Raw genomic sequence first — 22,849 nt, 5'->3', positions numbered from 1 at the left:
TTATGCAAGGTATAATTTATCAAAAATTCACCAGACAACAGAGAAGCATGGACAACATCATCGCCGTTGCTGCTGCACTACTTTATGTTTTAGCAATTGCAACTATAGTTCCAGGCCTAGTACATCAGGTCGGCATTCGCACCAAAACGGTTTCAGCCAGTGCATTCTTGGCATTGGCCTTCCATGGCTGGTTGTTAAGTGATCTCATCATTGAAAGCTCCGGACAAAACCTGAGTATTCTTAATGTTGCATCCTTGATAAGTTTCATTATTTCTCTAGTAATGAGTCTGGCAATGCTAAAAACACGTTTGTGGTTTTTACTCCCCGTGGTATACAGCTTCGCAGCAATAAACCTTTCTGGGGCCGCCTTTTTACCCAGCACCTTCATTACACATTTGGAGCAAGACCCTAAATTACTCATCCATATCTCGTTGGCACTATTTTCGTATTCAACCTTAACTATTGGAGCACTCTACGCCATGCAATTGGCTTGGCTAGATCACAAACTCAAATCGAAAAAAGCATTGAGCATAAATTCCAATTTACCCCCGCTACTAATGGTCGAAAGGCAGTTGTTTAGAATTATTCTCATTGGAAACCTACTGCTCACAGGAACCTTATTGACCGGATTTGTTTTTGTTGAAGATATGTTTGCTCAAGGAAAAGCACATAAAGCTATCCTGTCGTTTATTGCTTGGGTCGTTTACTCAATTTTACTTTGGGGCCATTACCAAAAAGGCTGGCGAGGTCGCAAGGTCACTTGGTTTGCGGTTGCGGGCGCCTTCTTGCTAACTCTGGCCTACTTTGGCAGTCGGTTTGTTCGAGAGGTTATTCTTAACTAGGATATTTAAGGGTGCATAGTGTGCACCTTTCTTTTACAATGTTTTGCTTACTACCTGAGATTGACTTCACGCTTGGCTTGAGTCATAAATTAATCAAACTTCAAAAGGAAAAAACCAGTTTTGGACGACATATCAACGGGCGCATTATTTGCCCTACTCGCATGTCTTATCGTTATTTCAGGATATTTTTCAGGTTCAGAAACAGGCATGATGTCCTTGAACCGATACCGACTCAAGCATCTAGCCAACCACGGTCATAAAGGCGCTAAGCGCGTAGAAAAGCTACTTGATCGTCCCGATCGCCTCATCGGATTAATTCTCATTGGTAATAACCTAGTTAATATTTTAGCTTCTGCTATCGCAACTATATTAGGTATGCGGTTATACGGCGATATTGGTGTGGCTATTGCAACTGGAGCACTCACCATGGTGATTCTTGTGTTTGCTGAAGTGACACCTAAAACTCTGGCAGCCCTATATCCAGAACGAGTGTCTTACACAAGTAGTGTTCTATTAAGCATCTTAATGAAGCTGCTGTCTCCTTTAGTCTTATTAGTCAACTTCATCACCAATGGTTTTATTCGTCTATTAGGAATTCGAGCCAATCATGGCGGTGATGACCACTTAAGCTCTGAAGAGCTACGCACGGTAGTGAATGAAGCGGGGAGCCTTATCCCCAGACGACACCAAGACATGTTAATTTCAATACTGGATCTAGAGCATGTGACAGTCAACGATATCATGATTCCAAGAAATGAAATTACTGGAATTGATATTAATGATGATTGGAAGTCTATTGTCAGACAGCTTAGCCATTCGCCACATGGACGGGTTGTGTTATACCGAGACCAGATAGATGAAGTGGTTGGCATGCTGAGATTAAGAGAATCTTATCGACTAATGTTAGAAAAGAATGAGTTAAATAAAGAAACTCTGCTTAGAGCTGCAGACGAAGTGTATTTTATTCCAGAAGGTACACCGCTTAACATTCAGTTACTCAAATTCCAACGTAATAAAGAACGTATTGGCCTGATTGTTAACGAGTATGGCGATATTATTGGCCTTATCACTCTTGAAGATATTTTGGAGGAAATTGTTGGTGAATTTACCACCTCAATAGCACCAAGCCTATCTGATGAGATCACACCTCAAGGTGATGGAAGCTTCCTCATCGAGGGCAGCGCCAATATACGAGACATCAATAAAGGGCTTATGTGGAAGCTGCCAACTGATGGCCCCAGAACATTAAATGGCTTGATACTTGAACACTTAGAGCACATCCCAGAAAGTCACATTAGTGTCAAAGTTTCAGGCCACCCCATGGAAATTGTTGATTTGGAGGAAAACCGAATCAAGTTAGTCAAGGTTTTCCCTCGTAAAACCAAAGGAAAGTAGAGTTATAAAAAAGCCTTGGTATCATACCAAGGCTTTATAAGATTAAACTTGTTTATTCTTCACTAATACTGAATAAGCTCTCCATATTCAGTCCTTGCTTGATAAGAATCTCTCTTAACCGACGCAGGCCTTCAACCTGTATCTGGCGAACCCGCTCTCTGGTAAGATTAATTTCTCGTCCAACTTCCTCTAATGTGGATGGCTCATAACCCAATAAACCGAAACGACGAGCAAGTACTTCTTTTTGCTTTGGATTAAGTTCATCAAGCCAATCTATTAAAGAAGATCGGATATCGTCATCCTGAGTGGAAACTTCGGGATCTGAATTGTTGGCATCAGGAATAATATCAAGTAATGCTTTCTCTCCATCACCACCAATAGGAGTGTCAACAGAACTGATACGTTCATTAAGACGTAACATTTTGCTTACATCGTCAACTGGCTTATCAAGCTGCAAAGCAATCTCTTCTGCCGTTGGCTCATGATCGAGTTTTTGAGATAACTCTCGGGCCGTACGTAAATAAATATTGAGCTCTTTGACAACATGGATAGGTAAACGGATTGTGCGCGTCTGGTTCATCAAAGCTCGTTCGATAGTTTGTCTAATCCACCATGTTGCGTATGTTGAAAATCTAAACCCTCTTTCTGGGTCAAACTTTTCAACAGCACGGATTAAACCAAGGTTACCTTCTTCAATAAGATCAAGTAACGCTAAGCCTCGATTACTGTATCGACGAGAAATTTTGACCACTAAACGAAGGTTACTTTCAATCATTCGTTTGCGAGCAGCCTCATCTCCTCTAAGAGCACGACGGGCGTACAACACTTCCTCCTCTGCAGTAAGCAGTGGTGAAAAGCCAATTTCCCCGAGATAAAGTTGAGTTGCGTCTAAGCTTTTAGAAGATACATCAAACTCTTCTTTTGCATCCTCTGATTGGGTGTCACCCGTGGTTGTGACGTCATCGACCTGAATAGATTCCATTTCTGCTTCAAGATCGAACTCTTCGACTTTCGTTGCTGTATTGCTGATACTCATAGCGCCTCCCCCTGGCGAGCTAGCAAGACATTACTACTTCTAATGTCGCTATATACCTATAAAGTATTAGGGTAAGTAGCGTTTTGGATTCACTGACTTACCTTGATAACGAATTTCAAAGTGTAGTCGAACACTGTTAGTCCCAGAACTGCCCATCGTTGCTATCTTCTGGCCTGCTGTTACACTTTGTCCTTCGTGCACGAGCAACCGTTCATTATGCGCATAAGCACTGAGGTAGTTATCATTGTGTTTAATGATCACAAGATTACCATAACCTTTGAGTGCGTTACCCGAATACACAACGGTTCCATTAGCTGTCGACGATATTGGCTGACCTCGCTGTCCTGCAATGTCAATGCCTTTATTCCCTTGGTCTCCAGCTGAGAAATTTTTAATTACCCTCCCTTTGGCTGGCCATAACCATTTAGAAATTTTCTCACTATTTGGACTCGCATAACTGACGGGTTTGTTAACATTTGTTTTACTTTTAGCTCCAACATACTCCTTTGCTGAAGATTGATCAACCTTGTTCACTGGTGCTTTTGTGGGTGATTTGGGCTTATCTTTAGTATTCTTGCTACTAACTATTTGATTAGAGTCTTTACTTGAATTGGAACTTGGGACCGAAGTTGATGCAACAACAACAGGCATGGATACCGCTGAAACGCCCGCCCCACCGTACATAGGAGGTTTATAGGCAGGTTGCCAAAGCTTCAGTTTTTGTCCCGGATAAATGGTGTAAGGCTTTTTTAAACCATTGTAACGAATAATGTCATTTACATCCTTATCTGTGACATATGCAACAAAATACAAGGTATCCCCTTTCTCTACTTGGTAGTAGCTCCCCCGGTAACTACCTCGGGAGATATTGGCGTAATCTTTATTTAAGCCAGAAACTGGTGCAGGGAAGTGAGCAGAGCAGCCAGCCAGTATTGCGCTCAAGATTGGAATAAAAAAAAGAGTGGATTTAGCCCTACAAATCATAGTTAAGCGAGTTCACCAGCGATCAAAGGAACAAAGCGCACATCTTCTACCACCTGAGATAAATAATCCTCTCCTCGACGAGTGATTTTTAACAATCGCTGCTCATCTTCACCAACAGGAATCACTAAAACCCCACCATCATCCAGCTGTTCCAATAGAATTGGGGGAACAGAGGCTGCTGCTGCTGTCACAATAATGGCATTAAAGGGACCTTTAGTCGGCCATCCTTTCCACCCATCGCCATGTTTGGTCGAAACGTTATAAATATCCAAACACTTGAGGCGACGCTTGGCCTCCCATTGTAACGATTTTATCCGTTCAATCGAATACACATGCTCGACCAATTGAGCGAGAACAGCGGTTTGGTATCCTGAGCCCGTACCAATTTCTAACACTTTGCTCTTTGGCGTTAATTCCAACAACTCCGTCATTTTGGCTACGATATAGGGTTGAGAAATACTTTGCCCCTGACCGATTGGGAGAGCATTGTTATCGTAAGCCTGGTGCTGCATTGCTTGAGAAACAAATTGCTCCCTAGGAATCGAGTGTATCGCATCGATGACGGGTTTATCTTGGATTCCACTAGCAATAAGAAAATTAATTAACCGTTCGGCATTAGGGTTAGTCATTAATCTTTGTCCTGTAGCCAGTTATTCATCGTGGGTAGTGACTCATGGGCGGTGAGATCGACCTGGATTGGGGTCACCGAGACAAAGCCATGCTCAATTGCATAGAAATCCGTTCCTTCACCAGCGTCCTGTTCTCTCCCTGGAGGACCTAACCAGTATATATCACACCCACGTGGGTCTTGCTGCTTAATCATAGACTCAGCATGATGACGAGCCCCCAAGCGAGTTGCACAGCTCCCTTTCAGTTCATCAAATGGCAAATCGGGTACATTGACATTAATAAGCTTATTTGTCGGAATAGGGACCTTAAGATGCTGCTTGACCATGTTTTTGGCTACGAGAGCCGCCGTTAGAAAATGAATTTTCCCCGCCAACGAAAAGGCCATCGACTGAACACCAAGAAAATGCCCCTCCATGGCAGCTGCGACTGTCCCTGAATACAGGACATCATCACCCAAATTGGCACCGTGATTAATACCTGTCAAAACAAGATCCGGATGATTATCTTTCATCAATTCATTCAAGGCAAAATGAACACAATCGGTTGGCGTTCCTTGGACTGAATATACACGTTCAGACAGCTCTTTGACTCGTAGTGGCTGCTCCAAAGTCAGTGAATTCGAGGCTCCTGAACGATTGCGATCGGGTGCAACTATGGTGATTTCTGCAAACTCGCTCAATACTTGAGCCATAGTATGTATGCCTTCTGCGTGTACTCCATCATCATTACTGAGCAATATTTTTAAAGCCTTGTCAGTCATTAGTAGCTACGCTCCACTTCCTGCTCCTGAATCAATTCTCGAATCAAGGCTGTCGCAAAACATCCCGCGTCCAAAGAAAAGTCTAACTCAATAGAATCACTATCAATGCTCCAAGTTAAGTTTTGTGGCTTGAGTAATATGTTGCGCCGCTCATGTCGCATGCGATTCCCTCTTATTAACGCCATCAAGTCCGGTTCAGCGTCTAATTTGAGCTGCTCAATCAAACGCGCTTGTGAGCAAGTAGGTAAATCATTATCCCCTGCCATTGCAGCCGTAATGAATGCATCACCTTTTTCAACTCTTTCATTTAAGGCGACCAATTTTTGCGTTTCAGCAACTATGATACTGTCGTCAGTTTGGACACAATCCCCCTCGACCACTCGGCTAAATAAACCTTGCTCAATACGGTCTGAGACAATAGTATTAAAAATCCATGATCTCGCTGCTGATAAATATAAGCTTCGTTTATTCTGGTTTCGAGTGCGAACATTCTCTCTTCCCCAGCGTCTAGCCTCATCAAGGTTGTTTCCAAGATGCCCAAAACGCTGACTTCCAAAATAGTTGGGCACGCCACTCTGACTGATGGCTTGTAAACGTTGACTCACATCTGCAATATCACTTACCTCTGTTAGAGTGATTTTAAAGTGGTTGCCAGCCAAGTCCCCTGGACGAAGTTTCTTATTGTGACGTTTCGTTTCAATGATTTTTATACTGTCATACTGAGCAAGAAATGCACTAAAATCAGGGATACCTCCTTTGGGCAAGTGAACACTCAACCATTGCTCTGTAACCGCATGCCGATCTTTTAGTCCTGCCCAACTGACATCTTTTGATTTTACCCCACATGCTTTTGCCAATTCATTTGCAACAAAACTGGTGTTTTCTCCGGTTTTTCTCACACGCACCATAAGGTGCTCACCTTCACCAGAGAAGTCGAATCCTAAGTTTTCTTTGACCTGAAAATGTCTTGCTTCAACTTTCAATTTACCAGTTGATATGGGGCTGCCGTTTAAATAAGCAAAAGAAGATAGAATATCAATCATAAAGTTTTCACTACATAAGCTATTGATTTTTTATTAGTATAAGCGCTATTACTTGTGCCTTAACAGTACCACAACGGCGTGAGTCGCAATGCCCTCTTTACGTCCCGTAAAGCCTAACTGCTCAGTTGTCGTGGCTTTTACGTTCACATTACCGATATCGGTTTCAAGATCTAATGCTATTGTTTCACACATGGCGTCAATATAGGGGGCCATTTTGGGAGCCTGAGCAATAATGGTCACATCGGCATTACCAAGCACATACCCTTCCTCTTTAACCTTTCGATAAACATCGCGGAGCAGGCTTCTGCTATCAGCCCCTTTCCATTTATCATCAGTATCAGGAAAATGACGACCGATATCGCCAGCGGCGATAGCACCAAGCAAAGCATCAGATAGAGCATGCAGAGCCACATCACCATCAGAATGCGCAACTAAACCATTTTTATACGGAACAGACACGCCACCAATAATAATTGGACCATCTCCACCAAATTTATGAACATCAAAACCGTGACCAATACGAATCATAAATTATCCTTTATTCTTGGTTAGGTAGAATTCAGCCAGAGCCAAATCTTCAGGTTGAGTTATTTTTATATTTTCCATCGACCCCTTGATAAGAGCAGGAGAATAACCAGACCATTCCATAGCTGATGCTTCATCTGTGATATTGACACCGTTCAATAGTGCCTCACTTATCGCTGTCATCAGTTGCTCTGTCCGAAACATTTGTGGGGTCAGTGCGTGCCACAATCTCTCTCGATCAACTGTATGTTCAGTGTCACCCGCTGGGTTTGACCTTTTCATGGTATCTCTCACGGGAGAGGCCAGAATACCGCCAACGGCATGATTCAATGACGCTTCAATTAAGTTATCTATATCTTCTTTGCTAAAGCAGGGTCTCGCAGCATCATGGACCATCACCCAATCAGACGTTACTTTCTCAGATATGAAAGTCAAACCAGCCAAAACCGAATCAGCTCGCTCTTGCCCACCAACAACGGTCAGTACATTGTCATTGCATGCAATGGATAAATGAGGGAAATATGTGTCGTTTTCGCTAAGTACCACCACCACTTTGTCGATATCAGGATGGTCTAGCAACTTATCCACGGTATGTTCAAGTACGCATTTGTTATTGATCACAAGATATTGCTTAGGAAGCTGTTTACCCATACGACTTCCCACACCAGCAGCTGGCACAAGAGCGATAATGGTAGATTGTTGATTCATAATTAGTTGTTCTCTTCAACAATTCGATAAAATGTTTCACCCTCTTTGACCATGCCAAGTTCGTGACGCGCACGTTCTTCAATCGCGTCTAAGCCTTGGCGAAGGTCATCGATTTCAGCAAACATCTCACTATTTCTGTTTTGCAAATTACCATTAACTTGATGCTGAACCTCAATTTCAGCCTGTACAGACTTAAAATCAGAAATACCGTTTTTGCCCAGGCACAGCGTATACTGCAACCAGCCTAACAATAGCAATAAAACAAGGGCAAAAATTCGCATAAACAATTCTAACAATGACAGAGATTCGAACTTCATGTATACCATAATGTCACCAATCTCGCGACAGTATGATTGGGTCCAATAACGAGATTTACGATGCTAATAAAAACACAATCAACCCAAGTCCCAGCGCTAAGCGATAAACAACAAATGGCGTCATGCCCATACGCGAGATGAGTTTAAGAAACACATGAATGCATACATAAGCACTGACGAAAGACGTCACGATCCCCGTATAAAGTATATTAGTATCAACGGCTACTCCACTGCTCATAAGCTTTAAACCCAAATAGGCTCCGGCAAGAAGAATAATTGGTATCGACATCAGAAAAGAGAATCGAGCAGCGGCTTCGCGAGTAAACCCAAAATAAAGGGCTGCTGTAATGGTTATACCAGAACGAGACGTCCCAGGGATCATTGCCAATGCTTGCGCAATACCTATCAATAACGCCTTCTTTCGATCCATTTGATATTCATCTTTAGTAAGCAAAGCGCATCGGTCAACATACCAAAGTAGCAAGCCAAAAATAATGGTCGTGGTCGCAATTACCCAAGCACTGCGTAAATACAGTTCAATAAAATCCTTCATCAACAGACCAAAGACACACGCGGGGATAGTCGCAATAACAATCATCCATGCCAATTTTGCCTCTTTACTACGATCACCTTTAAATATTGAGGCCAAAAAAGCTGAGAATAAAGTAAGCACTTCTTTTCGAAAATAAATCACGACTGCGGCAAGTGTACCCACATGCACAGCTACATCAAAAGCCAATCCTTGGTCTTGCCAGCCAAATATTGCGGATGGCAAAATCAAGTGTGCGGAACTAGAAATGGGCAAAAACTCGGTAAAGCCCTGTATCAAGGCAAGAATGAAAGCTTCAAAGTAACTCATTAGAATCTCAGTTAGATTGATAATTAAAACCAAAGGTCAATTTTGGTTAAGGTTTCTGGGTAGGACAATTCAGACCATATTTGTTCGATCGTTCGACCATCATTGGGTACTGTCAACTCAGCGCACAACTCACGAAGCGGCTCTATGACAAACCCATATTTGTAAATATCACTGCGAGGCAACTCTGGCGTTTTCTCAGATACATGTTGACCAAATAAGATAATATCCAAATCAATCGTGCGTGATTGAAGTTTTCCTGAACGATCTTCACGCCCCCATTTGAGCTCGATATTACGCAGTCGCTGTGAGAAGCCCATCAGGTCGCAGGACGTTTCCATCTCAATGACGAGATTATAAAAAGCATCACCATCAAAGCCCACGGCTTCACATTCATAAACTGTTGACAAGCGTATGTTTTGGCCAATTTCTTTTAGCTCAAGAACCGCCGCCTCAATGTGTTTACGTCTGTCTATATTGGAGCCAACCCCAATGTATGCTTTTGTCATGGCTGACCTCGCTCAATAACGACCCCCACACCAGATGCTTGTGCAACTGCACCAGGCTTAGTTAAACGAATTCTCACCCAAGGCACACCAAACTGTTGCATAATCAATTCTGCCACTTCTTCAGCAACACGCTCTACCAGAAAAAAACGGCCTGATTCTATATGAGAAAGTACTGCTGCACTCACCTCGGCATAATCAAGAGCATCAGCCACATTGTCACTTTTACCTGCGGCTTGGTTGCTATGAGCCATTTCAATATCAAGCACTAGCTTTTGTTTAATGCTTTGTTCCCAGTCATAGACACCTATCGTCGTGATCACTTCTAACTGCTCGATAAATACTTTATCCATGCGTTTTGATTCCTAATGAGAGGTCGGATACCCAAATTTAATAAAAAGTCGTACTATTTTCTTCAAACGGCTTTAGCTCGGTAGTTTGAGTACTGTAAGCGCTATATGATAACAATTACTTTCTCAGCTAACACCTCTTTATCGCGAGTAACGACACTATGACCACTATTGCTCCAATGATGATCATCTTTGCTTACCTTCTGGGTTCGATCTCAAGTGCCGTGCTCATTTGTCGAATTCTGAAACATCCAGATCCTCGTGGTGTCGGGTCTCAAAATCCTGGCGCAACCAATGTATTGCGTATTGGCGGAAAAAAAGCAGCCATAGCTGTACTTTTATGTGACATGCTCAAGGGAACGATTCCTGTTTGGACTGGCTACTTTTTGGATATTGGCCCGATTCTCCTTGGGGTAATTGCGATTGCCGCTTGCTTGGGACATATGTACCCTATTTTCTTCCACTTTCGAGGAGGAAAAGGAGTCGCGACTGCTTTAGGAGCCATTGCTCCGATAGGTCTGACGCTAACATCATTGCTCATCGCGACTTGGCTAACGGTCATCATATTATTTCGCTATTCTTCGCTCGCAGCGATTACCACTGTGTTATTAGCACCCTTCTATACATGGATGATTAAACCACAGTACACCTTGCCCGTTGCCATGCTGTCTTGCTTAATTATCTTTCGACACCATAAAAACATTCGCCGCCTATTAGAAGGGACCGAGCCCAAAATCAGTCAAAAAAACCAACTCTAACAAGGTATTCCCCCAAGCTCAGACTATTTATCTGAGAACACTTTGGCGAAGAAAGTTAATAGCATTCTTGAGACAAATTCAGGCTGCTCTAGGTTTGATATATGCCCAGCCTGCGGAATTTGAACCAGTTCAGAGCCTGCAATACTGTCATGCATAAGAAAAGACTCCAAAACTGGCCGAGCCACATCTTCTTGACCAACAGCGATTAACACTGGTAAGTCAAATTGTTCAATATCGCTAAACTGATCACGACGACCAAATACCATCTGCCCTATTCGCGCAATTTCAATAGCTCTATCACCTTTGATGTTCGACAAACTGCGACGTAAATAAGCGACCAGTTCAGGAGTGTTTTGTTCGGCATTTCTTGCAAAAAATATCGGAATAAGTGCCTCTATGATGGCCTGAGAGACTCGCTGCGCCGATGAAATATTTTCCAGCATGGCCGAACACTTTTCATAGGCAACTTCGGGCTCTAAACCAACAAAAGTATCCATCAACACCAAAGATTGAACACGCTCAGGAACCAAGCCCACTATTTCTGCCCCCCACATTCCACCAAGTGATAAGCCAACAATGGAAAATTGTTCAACCTTTATTTGATCCATCAAAGCGATAATCTGCTTCGCATAATCTTTCAGCGTTTTGGTTAAGGGGGGCGCATTTTGGGACTCACCATGAGCCCAGAAATCAGGCACAATACATCGATATTGCTGACTCAACATCTCGACTTGTGGCCACCACATCTGACTATCCATTAGAAAACTATGACCAAAGATGATCACTGGCCCTTGCCCAACATCCAGATAAGTCATTTGGTGATCATCTACCAGGAATTTATTCATACTTAATTCCGTTCGCTATACCTAATACAGAGATTCAAGCTATCTCCCATGATAAGGGAGCAAGAAGAAAAGCCAGTTTTGACAAATGGCCTATTGGCAGTGATCAACTTAGTCTATCGGGTTAAGTTGATCGATTGGCCAACGAGGAACGGCTTGTACTGACAGATCGGATACTTCACCATTTTTGAGTCTCTGCATACCTGCGTACGCAATCATGGCACCATTATCAGTACAAAACTCAGTGCGAGGATAATAAACCTCACCGCCTATTTTATCGGCCAGCTGAGCTAAATCAGAACGTAACCTACGATTGGCACTGACACCACCAGCAATGACAATTCGCTTAAGTCCTGTTTGTTCAAGCGCACGCTTACATTTGATGGTAAGGGTTGCGCACACCGCTTCCTCAAATGCTAATGCAATGTCTGCTCGTGTTTGTTCATCACTGCCGTTAGCGGCAATGGTATTAGCTGTAAATGTTTTCAAACCAGAAAAACTCATGTCTAAACCCGGACGATCGGTCATTGGGCGAGGAAACTTAAATCTTCCCGGCGTACCTTGTTCGGCCAATTTGGACAGCATTGGCCCTCCAGGATAATCCAGTCCCATTAATTTGGCTGTTTTATCAAAAGCTTCACCGGCAGCATCATCAATCGACTCGCCTAGAATTTTATAATTCCCAATTCCCCTAACTTCGACCATCATAGAGTGTCCACCAGATACCAGCACAGCAACAAAGGGAAAAGGCGGCGGGTTATCTTCTAACATAGGTGCAAGTAGATGCCCCTCCATATGGTGTACAGGGACAGCGGGCACTCCCCAAGCATAAGCAAGGCTGCGACCTATCGTCGCTCCTACCAATAATGCCCCAACCAAACCAGGGCCCGCGGTATAAGCTATACCATCCACATCTTGAGGCGAAATACCAGCCTCTGCCATTGCAGATTTTATTAGTGGAATCGTCTTTTTAACGTGATCTCGAGAAGCGAGTTCAGGCACCACTCCACCATAATCAGCATGGAGTTTTACTTGACTGTATAACTGGTGAGAAAGTAACCCTTTCTCATCATCATAAATCGCGATGCCCGTTTCATCACACGAGGTTTCAATACCAATAATGCGCATGGTTAACCTAGGTGCCTTATTCTGTAATTTTTCATTAGCGCAATCTTACCTTGGCTTTGCATGGCAAACAAATCTTGTGTGCTGATTGTCAAAATAGCCCAGTAGATAGACTGTTTATTTAAGCTTTGGATTGACTGCTACCCTTATAGTTAGTCATGAGCAGTTTGCGATTGACGACAAAGGGCTTTACAAACCCTATATGATCGGATTAAAATTCGGCACCATTTTTGATCAAGCTGACTATTGACCCAGCACTGACGCTAGGTACTTAAATTCAGCATTAATGAATAACCCCCGAGGTGAAAGGCATATGCCAATAGTTAAAGTACGTGAAAACGAACCGTTCGACGTTGCTCTACGTCGTTTCAAACGCTCTTGCGAAAAAGCAGGTATTCTTTCTGAAGTGCGTCGTCGTGAGCACTACGAAAAGCCAACTACTGTTCGCAAACGCGCTAAAGCAGCTGCTCAAAAGCGTCATGCTAAGAAGCTAGCTCGCGAAAACGCTCGTCGCGTTCGCTTGTACTAATTAACTAAGTTCGAAAAGGAATTTAGTTATGGCTCTGATTGACAGTCTCAAAGAAGAGCAAAAATTAGCGATGAAAGCCAAGGATAAATTACGCCTTGGCACAATACGTTTAGCTCTTTCCGCTATCAAACAACGTGAAGTTGACGAACGGATTACTCTGAACGACGATGATATTCTCGTTGTGCTGACGAAAATGGTTAAACAACGTCGCGACTCTGTCGCCCAGTATGAATCCGCAGGTCGACAAGACCTTGCTGACGCTGAGCAAGCTGAAATTACAGTACTCAAAGAGTTCATGCCTCAACCACTGACTGATGAAGAAGTCACTGCATTAATAGAAAATGCAATTGCTGAATCACAAGCAGCTGGCATGCAAGATATGGGTAAGGTAATGGGTGTGCTAAAGCCACAAATTCAAGGGCGTGCAGACATGGGTAAAGTAAGTGGTTTAGTTCGCGCTAAGCTTGGCTAAATGCCCACATCACATTGCAACAAGCCGTGCTAACCTAAGGAAAGCACGGCTTGTTTGTATCTAGCCGATTATTCTTTTTTCGTATTCTAGAGGTTTATGGCAGGACAAATCCCCAGAAGCTTTATTGATGACTTGCTTGCTCGACTCGATATCGTCGACATCATTGACGCTCGTGTGAAGCTCAAAAAAAAAGGCAAAAACTACGGTGCATGTTGCCCATTTCACAACGAAAAAACACCGTCATTTAGTGTCAGTCAGGAAAAGCAATTCTATCACTGTTTCGGTTGTGGCGCACACGGCAACGCCATCGATTTCATGATGGAATACGAAAGATTAGAGTTTCCAGAAGCGATTGACGAACTTGCCTCCTATCTAGGTTTAGATGTGCCTAGAGAACAACGTCAAAATAGCACACCTCATACCAAAACAACACAAGTAAGCAGCCAACAAAAGCGTAGTCTTTATGACTTAATGCTAAGTATTGCCAATTTTTACCGCGACCAATTAAAGCTTGCGAGTAGTAAAATTGCGATAGACTACCTCAAAGATAGAGGGCTTTCTGGTGAGATCGTTAAAAAGTTCGGCATTGGCTATGTCGCTGATGAATGGGATCTCGTTCGAAGGAATTTTGGTCAAACACCCCAAAATCAAGCCATGCTTCTATCTGGTGGAATGCTAATAGAAAGCGATAAAGGCAGTCGATATGACCGTTTTCGCGGTCGAGTCATGTTTCCTATTCGTGACAGAAGAGGAAGAGTTATTGGCTTTGGCGGCAGAATCATTGGTGACGGCACACCGAAATACTTAAACTCACCAGAAACCGACATCTTTCATAAAGGGAAAGAGTTATACGGCCTTTATGAAGTGATGCAGGCGTATCGCGAGCCCCCTCAAATATTGGTTGTTGAAGGCTATATGGATGTGGTGGCACTGGCTCAGTATGGTATCAATTACTCTGTAGCATCACTGGGTACATCAACAACAGGTGATCATATCCAAGTACTGTTTCGACAAACAAACACTGTAATATGTTGTTATGATGGCGATCGAGCTGGTCGAGAAGCTGCTTGGCGTGCGCTAGAAAATGCACTGCAATATCTAAAAACGGGCAACACACTCAAATTTTTATTCCTTCCAGATGGCGAAGACCCTGATAGCTATATTCGTAAGCACGGCAAAGAATCATTTGAAGATAAAGTAAACAACGCCATAACACTTTCTCATTATCTTTTTGAAAATTTAATTGATATTCATAGCCTTAACTTAGGTAGCCATGAGGGTAAATCAGCACTCAGAGCATACGCCAGCGTATTGATCGATAAAATTCCTGATCCCTACTTCCAAGAACTTTTGGAAAAGAGATTGGATGAGATAACTGGCTTTGACAGCTACAGACGCCAACCGAGAATAAGGCATAAAGATCAAACACCTCAGCCCCACAAAGAACTAAAACGAACACCAATGCGTGAAGTGATTGCTTTGCTTATTCAAAATCCAAGCTATGCTCAAATGGTACCGGATCTATCAGCAGTAAGAGAGCTGTCCGTACCCGGATTAAGATTATTCATTGAGGTGCTTGAATACTGCCATCAACACCCCAATATAACTACAGGCCAACTCATCGAGCATTGGCGAAATACGAGCCATGAGGCTCTTTTGTCTCGCTTAGCAGGATGGGCAATCCCGCTTGATCAAGACAATGAACAAGATATTTTTTTAGATTCACTGGATAAAATATTAGCTCAGTGTGTCGAAAAACAGATTGAAGATCTGCAGGCCAAAGAAAGAAGTGTCGGTTTATCAACCGAAGAAAGAAGGGAGCTGCTAGCTTTAATGCTAGATTTAAAAGGCGTAACCCTGTTCGAATAGTCAGCAACAATTTAATGTGTTATTATATGTGGTTTGCACTCGCATACTAATTCCTTCACCAGATACTAAGTTGGATACCGTCTATGGATCAAAATCCGCAGTCACAGCTAAAACAACTTGTCATTAAAGGCAAGGAACAAGGCTATCTGACCTACGCAGAAGTTAATGACCACCTGCCAGCAGAAATCGTAGATTCTGAGCAGGTTGAAGACATCATTCAAATGATCAACGACATGGGCATTCGAGTCGTAGAGACCGCACCGGATGCCGATGATCTCGCTTTGAATGACGATGACACTATTACCGATGAAGATGCCGCAGAAGCCGCTGCAGCAGCATTATCTAGCGTAGAAAATGAAATTGGCCGTACCACGGACCCAGTGCGTATGTACATGCGCGAGATGGGAACAGTAGAACTACTGACTCGTGAAGGCGAAATCGATATTGCAAAACGCATTGAAGATGGTATTAACCAAGTTCAACATGCTGTTGCTGAATATCCGGGAACCATTCCTTACATTCTTGAGCAGTTCGATAAAGTTCAAGCTGAAGAACTGCGCCTTACTGATCTCATTACAGGCTTCGTTGATCCAAATGCTGATGAAACAACAGCGCCAACAGCAACTCACATAGGTTCAGAGCTTGCTGAGTCAGATTTGGATGATGAAGACGACGAAGATGTCGATGACGATGATGAAGATGGCGAGGAAGAGGAAGAGGAAACAGGCATTGATCCTGAACTCGCACTCGAGAAATTCACTTCACTACGGAATACCTTCCAAAACTATCAGCTAGCTTGTAATGAGTTCGGCAACGAAAGCCCGAAAGCTCAGATAGCCCATGAACTTGTTTTGGATGTCTTCAAAGAGTTCCGCCTAACGCCAAAACAGTTTGACTATTTAGTTGACGAGTTACGCACTTCAATGGAACGTGTTCGTACTCAAGAACGCTTGATTATGAAAGCCTCTGTTGAATACGCCAAGATGCCGAAGAAGTCATTTATCACTTTATTCACCGGCAACGAATCAAGCGAAGCATGGCTAGATGAAATTCTATCATCAGATAAACCTTATGCAGAAAAAATTCGGCATAATGAGGAAGATATACGTCGTTCAATCATGAAACTTAAAATGATCGAAGACGAAACTTCTTTAACGGTTCAAAGTATAAAAGACATCAGTCGCAGAATGTCTATCGGTGAAGCGAAAGCACGCCGAGCGAAGAAAGAAATGGTCGAGGCTAACTTACGTCTTGTCATTTCAATCGCCAAAAAATACACCAACCGTGGTCTACAATTTTTGGATCTGATTCAAGAAGGTAATATCGGCTTGATGAAGGCCGTTGACAAGTTTGAATACCGCCGCGGCTATAAGTTCTCAACTTATGCAACATGGTGGATTCGACAAGCGATCACTCGTTCTATTGCCGATCAAGCTCGCACTATACGTATTCCGGTACACATGATTGAGACGATCAATAAACTGAATCGTATCTCTCGTCAAATGCTACAGGAAATGGGTAGAGAACCACTCCCAGAAGAGCTGGCAGAGCGCATGCAAATGCCCGAAGATAAAATTCGTAAAGTGCTTAAAATTGCGAAAGAACCTATTTCAATGGAAACCCCAATTGGCGATGATGAAGATTCGCATTTAGGGGATTTTATCGAAGATACAACTCTGGAGCTCCCTTTAGACTCAGCAACTTCTACAAGCTTAAAAGTTGCGACAAAAGATGTTCTAGCAGGCCTCACACCTCGTGAAGCCAAAGTTCTTCGTATGCGTTTTGGTATCGATATGAATACTGACCACACTCTTGAGGAGGTCGGAAAACAGTTCGACGTAACTCGTGAACGTATCAGACAAATCGAAGCGAAAGCACTGCGTAAGCTTCGCCACCCTAGCCGCTCAGAAACTTTGCGCAGCTTCTTAGATGAATAATTAACCTGTCAGGTCAAAAGGCGAGCACATGCTCGCCTTTTTTATAATCAAACAGTTTAAGTGGATAAAATATAGGCTAAATTACCCTATATAGTCTCTAGACAGCCCGATCATCATCCCCTATAATCTTGGACCTACAAAGGCCCCTTAGCTCAGTGGTTAGAGCAGTCGACTCATAATCGATTGGTCCGCAGTTCAAGTCTGCGAGGGGCCACCATATTCTAGAAGGTTAGTAAGCATAGTGTTTACTAACCTTTTTTTATGTCTGTCATTACATAGTCAAATAGTTAGTCAAATAAGGACTACGTGCCTTTCATTTTCGCATTAGAATTTATCGCGTAAATCTCCTCTTCCAAAATCTCGCCTATTCAATCGGTTATAATTAAATCAATACGATTGGAAACGATATGAAACAGCAAACTAGAACTTATACCGATGATGTGCCATGCCTTGACCTAACCGCCTTGCATAAAAAGGAAATGGTTAGAGACAATTCAACGGGTCAAACTAAGGCTTCCCGCAATGGCTTTCAATTATGGGGCTTCTCTTGGGGGTTCTTTGGTGACATTGCCATTGTCAGTTATGAGCTACGAGGCAAAAGCCATCGCCACGAACTAACTCTAATTAGGCAAGCGGTTAACCTTGGTGGTGAACGTGTTTATCTGCAATGCCCTAAATGCTCTCAGAACCGCAAGCAGCTTTATTTTAAGGGTGGTGTTGCGGCGTGTCGCTGTTGTCATGGCCTCCACTATAAAAGCCAATCAGAAAGCACCAGCGAACGTAAATACCGCAAATTAGATCGCCTACTGGCAAAGGTTCAAAACTTTGGTTTCCGCTTTGACGGTCATTTTAAACGCAAGGGGCAGCACTGGCAGAAATACCGCCAATTAGACTCACAAATCAAATCCCTCCATCAATCTATATTTGACGACATTAACCAGCGCTTTGGTATCGGTGAAGCACAAAGGCACTTTGGGCCATACGAAATAGATTAGAAACTTAGGGTTTTAAGCGGCTGGTTGAATAGTCTTTGGCTTGCGGTGCTCGATAACCCTTACCGCGCTCTTTTGCCTGATACGACAACCGATAGATAACCTGCTGCTTTGCCTCAAAGTCATTTTTCAAAATCATGGTGTAGCAGTTCTTAGGCGTATATACATGACCACCACCAGCGAACATCCACTTTTCTTGAATCACGTCTAACAGTGTATCGGGGTGTCGAATCTGTTTGCCATCGAGAAACAACGCATAGTGATAATGCTGCTGCTTGGCTTTCTCCATCTCTCGCACCCACGCAAAACCAATGTCTTTAACTTGATACTTCGATTTGATGCTGGCAAACAGCTTGCGCTGGAAATGGCTAATAATCTGGTTATCTTCGGTATAGCTGTTCATGTGTAAATCAAACACCACCACAAACACACGCCGATACTTTGCACACATCAAGTTAAGTTGCTCTATGATGCGCTTTATGTGTTTAGGGCTGATTTGATATTTGTCACCAGCATTAACCGACCAAATTTGCCCTTGATGCTTTATATATGGTGAATTAGATAGGTATCGCATAGGTAACAGTTAAATGCCCTATAGATATTATGAAATACCCCCACCCAAGAACCTAAGTTAGCAAGCACTTACATCAACCTTGCTAACCTTTGGCTTTTAGGCTTGTACTGCCTAACCTAAATTGGCTTGCAAAAATTCAGCCTAAAAAACCTAGAAATGAGTTCTCACGTAGGGACAGATAATAAGCCACCGTGAATTGATGGCTTTTGCGTCAGTTCTCGCTTATGCTGTTTTGACTGGTGGACGACTCCGCCAAGATTCAATCCACCAGCATATTCACAGATAAGCTCTCAATCATCTGCTTTTAGGCTTACGATTGGGGGCTTTCTTTCTAGCAAGGTAATCCTTTCTCTGAGCCTCGCTCATCCAGACGATCAGCACCTCTTTAGGTGGCACTTCACCAGTAACAGGATCAGCAACTAAACCCATTTTTTTTGAATGAGGAAAACGGTACTTTTCCTTTAGGGTGGATATTTCACTATGCAGATTGCCTATTCCAATGAATCGACACAAGCGAGTATTGATACGATAGCCTTGAATGAGCAACATCATCAAATAGTGACGATGCTTACCCCCTTTATACTCTGGCAGTCCTAACTGTTGGATTCGGTCACGATACAGCATTATGCAACCTCCCCAGTTTCTAGAAAGCGGTTAACAGTGCTTTCTCGCCAGCCACAGCAACGCCCTGCGATCAAGATAGGTTTAGGGAAAGCATTTTGTTTGCGCCATAAACGCCACAGGGTCTTCTTAGATTTACCTAGAATAAAAGCAACTTCATCAGCGCTTAATACACGGTCAAATTTAGATGGATATTTGGATGGGTTTACCACAATCGTACCTCCTATTGGTTCTTGATTGTGGTGAGATTATTTCAAGTATTCTCAATCAGGTAAGGGACAATTTAAACCGTATTTTTTCAAAATGTCCCCAACCCCTTTATCAAGTACATCTTGCAAAAAACTAGGGTAATCGTTTTCCGATTGGCTTTCGTTAAACAGCTCAACTAACTCCCAATGAATCCACATAGGAGCTACCCCACCATCTGATTTGAGCTTGTGATCAAAAATAGTTTTCCACTGCTGTTCATATTGAGCCGCAATTTCTGTCTCAAGATCCACAACCTCATTGAATTGAGTGCCTACCTTCTTAGAAGTCGTAACCTTCAATCGCTGCCATTGCCGATGTACTGCTTCTCTATCTTTACTGGTACAGGCACAAATAAAAAGTTTTATGCTTTCTTCGTTCAACGTAACATCATGCCTTTCACCGATTCGCTCGCAACTTAGTACTAATAACGGGTAAAGTTCATTATCACGACTTGATGCTTTAGTTTCTATGAGGTTTTGACTTGAAGTTATAAGCCTTTCCAAGTAATTGAATATATTGGCCTGTCCATCAATTGGCACTTTTGAGTACCAATCATCTAACTCTTTATCGTGAAGGTAGAGTAACTCTGATTTCTCTAAATTTTCGTCTAGCCCCTTTTCAAATTCACTTCTAAATTCAAAGCCTGACTCGCTGTCTTCATCCTCATCTTCATCCTCATCTTCATCCTCATCTTCATCGATGAGTATATCTGACCTATCATCATATTGAGTTTCTAACTCATTATGTAGTTCTTCTGATAATTCCCACGATAGTTCATTCAATGCGTTGAGTAAGGCTGTAGCTTTCTTCTCTATTTTATTTAACTGTTTTCGCTGCTCTGCATAGCTTTCTTGGCCTTTTACTTCCCAAAGATCATATCCTAATGAAGTGAAGATAAAATCCCAATCCTGCTCGGGTATGGAATGGTCTTTCAGCCATTGTTTAACGGCTTGCTTTTGGTCTTTATTTAGCATCTATACCCCCGAACATTACAACGTTATCAACCTCAGATTGATTCAACTTATTTTCCCACGCCTCCAATGCTATGCGCTTTTCTGGTAAATACTCATAGCGATCATAGTGTTTTGAACTCACATCATTGAGCGCATGGTTCTGTAACCTGTCTCGAATGTCTTTACCAATACCCAGCTCACCCATTAAGGTTTTGCATGTTCTACGAATGTCACGAGCAACAAACGGGCGTACAAGTGACGTGGCTTCACGATAACGAGTAATGCTTTGTGAAAGTGAATCAGTGCGCATCGGCTTGTTTTCAAAGCGATGTGGAAATATGTAATCGCTCTCTGGTGATTGCTCTTGTTGACGCTGCAAAATCAGCAAAGCACTATCGGTTAATGGCACGATGTGCGAACGCTTGTTTTTTGATAATTCTGGAGTAATGAGTAGGGTTTTCTGTTGCCAGTCTACTGAATCCCAACGACTTGAAATCAGTTCATAAGGTCGCTGACCACCAGTATAAAAACACAATGCTAATAGGTTGCGGATTGAATGGCCCATTTTGAAGCGGTCAAACACATGCTCAAGGTCATCAAGTAACTGTTTTACTTCGGTGTGGTTGAGATAGTGCTCACCGACTCGCTCAGCGTGTTTCTGCTTTGGTATCGCTGCGATTGGGTTTACTGTTAGGCCAAACTTAGCCTCATCAATGAAGTTTGCAGGGTCGTTATCGTGAAATAGTCCGTAGTTATACGCCGCCATCAAATAGCTACGAACTCGGTTCGATTGAGTTGTCGCATCACGCTTGATCATATCAGCCAGCACCAACATAAAGTCATGGGTGGTTGCGTCCTTGGCCTTGGTGGTTTTATCAATATGCGGATAGACATTGCGTTCTAATGACTCAAGCACTTGCCGATAGGTTCGCTTACCGTCTTTCTTCATCTGAAAAGTGTAGGAGTTAAAAAGCTGTTCTAACGTACCTTTTCTAGCTTCTTCCCGTTTCGCTTGCTCAGTGGCTTTGCTGGTGGCTTCGATATGTTCTTTGGGGTCAATGCCTTGTAGCAGCAATTCACCATACTCTTTACGTTTCTTCCTAGCATCTGACAACGATAATTCAGGGAACTGCCCCAAAGGGATAAAGTTAGCTTTCTTGTCCGTGAAGTAGCGGAAAGTAAATCGCTTTGTTCCATTAGGGGTAACTTGAACCCCTAACTTACCCGTCCCTCGCTCACCATCAGAGTCCCACTCGTAATATGGCTTACTTTTCGGCTTTAGCCCTGTTATTCCTGAAACTGTTAAAACACCCATCCTACACCTGTATAACACTGTATGTTATTTGACTATGGCAAGTTCATAGTCAAGTTATTAGTCAAATAAGAGTGTACCTGAATGACATACCGTGAGAATAGACAAGAACCACAAAGACAGTAAGCACATGAACTTAAACGACAATAATACTAATGTGAGATTAGGCGAGAATTGATAGAAACAACTACTCTAGGACTCATAATCGATTGGTCCGCAGTTCAAATCTGCGAGGGGCCACCAAATACAAAAAGCCTGATGACATTTCATCAGGCTTTTTATTTTGCCAAATTTAGACTAGATGCTTTTCTACTAAAAACCTTTCGCTTTTTTAATTAGATCATAAGCACTTTGAATTTCCTGAGCCTTCTCCTTAGCAACATTCATCATCTCAGGTGGTAGACCTTTTGCCATAAGTTTGTCAGGATGGTGCTCATTCATCAGTTTTCTGTGTGCCCGTTTAACAGCCTTTGCATCAGCACTGCTATCTATGCCCAGAAGTTTGTAGGCATCACCAAGCTGATCAGTCGCAGACGCTTGCTGCCAATTGCCGCCAGTGTGGTACGATTGTCCATTTGAGGAGCGTCCCCCAAACCCACCTCGTGTGATCACCAAGCGATTCTGTCGTACCTTAATTACCAAGCGACTTTGTCATTACGTTAAC

At 42.8% G+C, this 22,849-nt stretch carries 26 protein-coding genes, 1 tRNA gene and 1 pseudogene; 9 read left to right on the top strand and 19 right to left on the bottom strand.

What is annotated here, in order from left to right; all coding sequences use genetic code 11:
* Nucleotides 1-47: 47 nt before the first annotated feature.
* Nucleotides 48-842 (top strand): cytochrome C assembly family protein, encoded by a 795-nt coding sequence (locus tag QQK21_RS20175; protein WP_284193965.1) that lies wholly within the window; start codon nucleotides 48-50, stop codon nucleotides 840-842.
* A 120-nt stretch (nucleotides 843-962) separates the two neighbouring features.
* Nucleotides 963-2,237 (top strand): HlyC/CorC family transporter, encoded by a 1,275-nt coding sequence (locus tag QQK21_RS20170; RefSeq protein WP_284193964.1) that lies wholly within the window; start codon nucleotides 963-965, stop codon nucleotides 2,235-2,237.
* Between the two features lie 52 nt (nucleotides 2,238-2,289).
* Here QQK21_RS20170 and rpoS read toward each other — a convergent pair whose 3' ends face one another.
* From rpoS to folB, 11 genes are all read right to left on the bottom strand, one after another.
* Entirely contained in the window at nucleotides 2,290-3,273 is a 984-nt protein-coding gene (gene rpoS / locus QQK21_RS20165) for an RNA polymerase sigma factor RpoS (RefSeq protein ID WP_284193963.1), read from the bottom strand.
* A gap of 66 nt (nucleotides 3,274-3,339) precedes the next feature.
* Nucleotides 3,340-4,257 (bottom strand): peptidoglycan DD-metalloendopeptidase family protein, encoded by a 918-nt coding sequence (locus QQK21_RS20160; RefSeq protein WP_284193962.1) that lies wholly within the window; start codon nucleotides 4,255-4,257, stop codon nucleotides 3,340-3,342.
* Between the two features lie 2 nt (nucleotides 4,258-4,259).
* A complete protein-coding gene (locus tag QQK21_RS20155; protein ID WP_284193961.1) occupies nucleotides 4,260-4,886 on the bottom strand; it encodes a protein-L-isoaspartate(D-aspartate) O-methyltransferase in 627 nt (208 codons plus the stop codon).
* A complete protein-coding gene (gene surE / locus QQK21_RS20150) occupies nucleotides 4,886-5,647 on the bottom strand; it encodes a 5'/3'-nucleotidase SurE (protein WP_284193960.1) in 762 nt (253 codons plus the stop codon). Before surE ends, QQK21_RS20155 begins: the two co-directional genes overlap by 1 nt.
* A complete protein-coding gene (truD, locus tag QQK21_RS20145) occupies nucleotides 5,647-6,690 on the bottom strand; it encodes a tRNA pseudouridine(13) synthase TruD (RefSeq protein WP_284193959.1) in 1,044 nt (347 codons plus the stop codon). The genes surE and truD overlap by 1 nt, the downstream gene beginning before the upstream one ends.
* A 48-nt stretch (nucleotides 6,691-6,738) precedes the next feature.
* Nucleotides 6,739-7,218, bottom strand: a complete 480-nt coding sequence (gene ispF / locus QQK21_RS20140; protein ID WP_284193958.1) for a 2-C-methyl-D-erythritol 2,4-cyclodiphosphate synthase — start codon at nucleotides 7,216-7,218, stop codon at nucleotides 6,739-6,741.
* A gap of 3 nt (nucleotides 7,219-7,221) precedes the next feature.
* Complete coding sequence (gene ispD, locus QQK21_RS20135) at nucleotides 7,222-7,923, bottom strand: 2-C-methyl-D-erythritol 4-phosphate cytidylyltransferase (RefSeq protein WP_284193957.1); 702 nt, start codon at nucleotides 7,921-7,923, stop codon at nucleotides 7,222-7,224.
* Between the two features lie 2 nt (nucleotides 7,924-7,925).
* Entirely contained in the window at nucleotides 7,926-8,204 is a 279-nt protein-coding gene (ftsB, locus tag QQK21_RS20130; protein ID WP_284193994.1) for a cell division protein FtsB, read from the bottom strand.
* Nucleotides 8,205-8,295: 91 nt separating this feature from the next.
* Complete coding sequence (locus QQK21_RS20125; protein ID WP_284193956.1) at nucleotides 8,296-9,099, bottom strand: undecaprenyl-diphosphate phosphatase; 804 nt, start codon at nucleotides 9,097-9,099, stop codon at nucleotides 8,296-8,298.
* Nucleotides 9,100-9,122: 23 nt separating this feature from the next.
* Nucleotides 9,123-9,605, bottom strand: coding sequence for a 2-amino-4-hydroxy-6-hydroxymethyldihydropteridine diphosphokinase (gene folK / locus QQK21_RS20120; protein ID WP_284193955.1), 483 nt, complete (start codon nucleotides 9,603-9,605; stop codon nucleotides 9,123-9,125).
* The gene (gene folB, locus QQK21_RS20115) at nucleotides 9,602-9,955 is read right to left on the bottom strand and encodes a bifunctional dihydroneopterin aldolase/7,8-dihydroneopterin epimerase (protein WP_284193954.1); all 354 of its coding nucleotides are present in this window, start codon (nucleotides 9,953-9,955) and stop codon (nucleotides 9,602-9,604) included. Before folB ends, folK begins: the two co-directional genes overlap by 4 nt.
* Nucleotides 9,956-10,113: 158 nt before the next feature.
* Here folB and plsY point away from each other — a divergent pair, with 158 nt between their 5' ends.
* Nucleotides 10,114-10,710 carry a glycerol-3-phosphate 1-O-acyltransferase PlsY gene (gene plsY / locus QQK21_RS20110; RefSeq protein WP_284193953.1) on the top strand — a complete coding sequence of 199 codons (597 nt, stop codon included), beginning with the start codon at nucleotides 10,114-10,116 and terminating at the stop codon, nucleotides 10,708-10,710.
* A 23-nt stretch (nucleotides 10,711-10,733) separates the two neighbouring features.
* Here the strand turns inward: plsY and QQK21_RS20105 are convergent, their stop codons facing one another.
* Nucleotides 10,734-11,555 carry an alpha/beta fold hydrolase gene (locus QQK21_RS20105; RefSeq protein WP_284193952.1) on the bottom strand — a complete coding sequence of 274 codons (822 nt, stop codon included), beginning with the start codon at nucleotides 11,553-11,555 and terminating at the stop codon, nucleotides 10,734-10,736.
* Between the two features lie 108 nt (nucleotides 11,556-11,663).
* Nucleotides 11,664-12,680, bottom strand: coding sequence for a tRNA (adenosine(37)-N6)-threonylcarbamoyltransferase complex transferase subunit TsaD (gene tsaD, locus QQK21_RS20100; RefSeq protein WP_284193951.1), 1,017 nt, complete (start codon nucleotides 12,678-12,680; stop codon nucleotides 11,664-11,666).
* Nucleotides 12,681-12,990: 310 nt separating this feature from the next.
* On the opposite strand from tsaD, the gene rpsU reads away from it, so the two are divergent.
* The 6 genes from rpsU to QQK21_RS20070 all read left to right on the top strand — a co-directional run bounded on the left by rpsU (nucleotide 12,991) and on the right by QQK21_RS20070 (nucleotide 18,479).
* Complete coding sequence (gene rpsU, locus QQK21_RS20095) at nucleotides 12,991-13,206, top strand: 30S ribosomal protein S21 (RefSeq protein WP_004396009.1); 216 nt, start codon at nucleotides 12,991-12,993, stop codon at nucleotides 13,204-13,206.
* Between the two features lie 28 nt (nucleotides 13,207-13,234).
* The gene (locus QQK21_RS20090) at nucleotides 13,235-13,678 is read left to right on the top strand and encodes a GatB/YqeY domain-containing protein (RefSeq protein ID WP_284193950.1); all 444 of its coding nucleotides are present in this window, start codon (nucleotides 13,235-13,237) and stop codon (nucleotides 13,676-13,678) included.
* A gap of 96 nt (nucleotides 13,679-13,774) precedes the next feature.
* Nucleotides 13,775-15,547 (top strand): DNA primase, encoded by a 1,773-nt coding sequence (dnaG, locus tag QQK21_RS20085; RefSeq protein WP_284193949.1) that lies wholly within the window; start codon nucleotides 13,775-13,777, stop codon nucleotides 15,545-15,547.
* An 83-nt stretch (nucleotides 15,548-15,630) separates the two neighbouring features.
* Nucleotides 15,631-17,484, top strand: coding sequence for an RNA polymerase sigma factor RpoD (gene rpoD / locus QQK21_RS20080; protein WP_284193948.1), 1,854 nt, complete (start codon nucleotides 15,631-15,633; stop codon nucleotides 17,482-17,484).
* Between the two features lie 141 nt (nucleotides 17,485-17,625).
* Nucleotides 17,626-17,701, top strand: a tRNA-Ile gene (locus QQK21_RS20075).
* A gap of 190 nt (nucleotides 17,702-17,891) precedes the next feature.
* Nucleotides 17,892-18,479: a hypothetical protein gene (locus tag QQK21_RS20070; protein ID WP_284193947.1), complete on the top strand. Its 588-nt coding sequence runs from the start codon at nucleotides 17,892-17,894 to the stop codon at nucleotides 18,477-18,479.
* 4 nt (nucleotides 18,480-18,483) lie between these two features.
* Here the strand turns inward: QQK21_RS20070 and QQK21_RS20065 are convergent, their stop codons facing one another.
* The 6 genes and pseudogenes from QQK21_RS20065 to QQK21_RS20040 all read right to left on the bottom strand — a co-directional run.
* Nucleotides 18,484-19,050 (bottom strand): YagK/YfjJ domain-containing protein, encoded by a 567-nt coding sequence (locus QQK21_RS20065; RefSeq protein ID WP_284193946.1) that lies wholly within the window; start codon nucleotides 19,048-19,050, stop codon nucleotides 18,484-18,486.
* 294 nt (nucleotides 19,051-19,344) lie between these two features.
* Nucleotides 19,345-19,674, bottom strand: coding sequence for a hypothetical protein (locus tag QQK21_RS20060; RefSeq protein ID WP_284193945.1), 330 nt, complete (start codon nucleotides 19,672-19,674; stop codon nucleotides 19,345-19,347).
* Entirely contained in the window at nucleotides 19,674-19,883 is a 210-nt protein-coding gene (locus QQK21_RS20055) for a helix-turn-helix transcriptional regulator (RefSeq protein ID WP_284193944.1), read from the bottom strand. Before QQK21_RS20055 ends, QQK21_RS20060 begins: the two co-directional genes overlap by 1 nt.
* Before the next feature lie 51 nt (nucleotides 19,884-19,934).
* The gene (locus QQK21_RS20050) at nucleotides 19,935-20,894 is read right to left on the bottom strand and encodes a hypothetical protein (protein WP_284193943.1); all 960 of its coding nucleotides are present in this window, start codon (nucleotides 20,892-20,894) and stop codon (nucleotides 19,935-19,937) included.
* Nucleotides 20,884-22,188 carry a tyrosine-type recombinase/integrase gene (locus QQK21_RS20045; RefSeq protein WP_284193942.1) on the bottom strand — a complete coding sequence of 435 codons (1,305 nt, stop codon included), beginning with the start codon at nucleotides 22,186-22,188 and terminating at the stop codon, nucleotides 20,884-20,886. The genes QQK21_RS20050 and QQK21_RS20045 overlap by 11 nt, the downstream gene beginning before the upstream one ends.
* Nucleotides 22,189-22,497: 309 nt before the next feature.
* Nucleotides 22,498-22,788, bottom strand: a pseudogene (locus QQK21_RS20040) (DnaJ domain-containing protein); the annotation flags it as partial.
* Nucleotides 22,789-22,849: the final 61 nt, after the last annotated feature.

Source organism: Vibrio zhanjiangensis (assembly GCF_030161235.1).
GTDB lineage: Bacteria > Pseudomonadota > Gammaproteobacteria > Enterobacterales > Vibrionaceae > Vibrio > Vibrio zhanjiangensis.
This window is presented reverse-complemented; position numbering and strand designations above follow the sequence as displayed.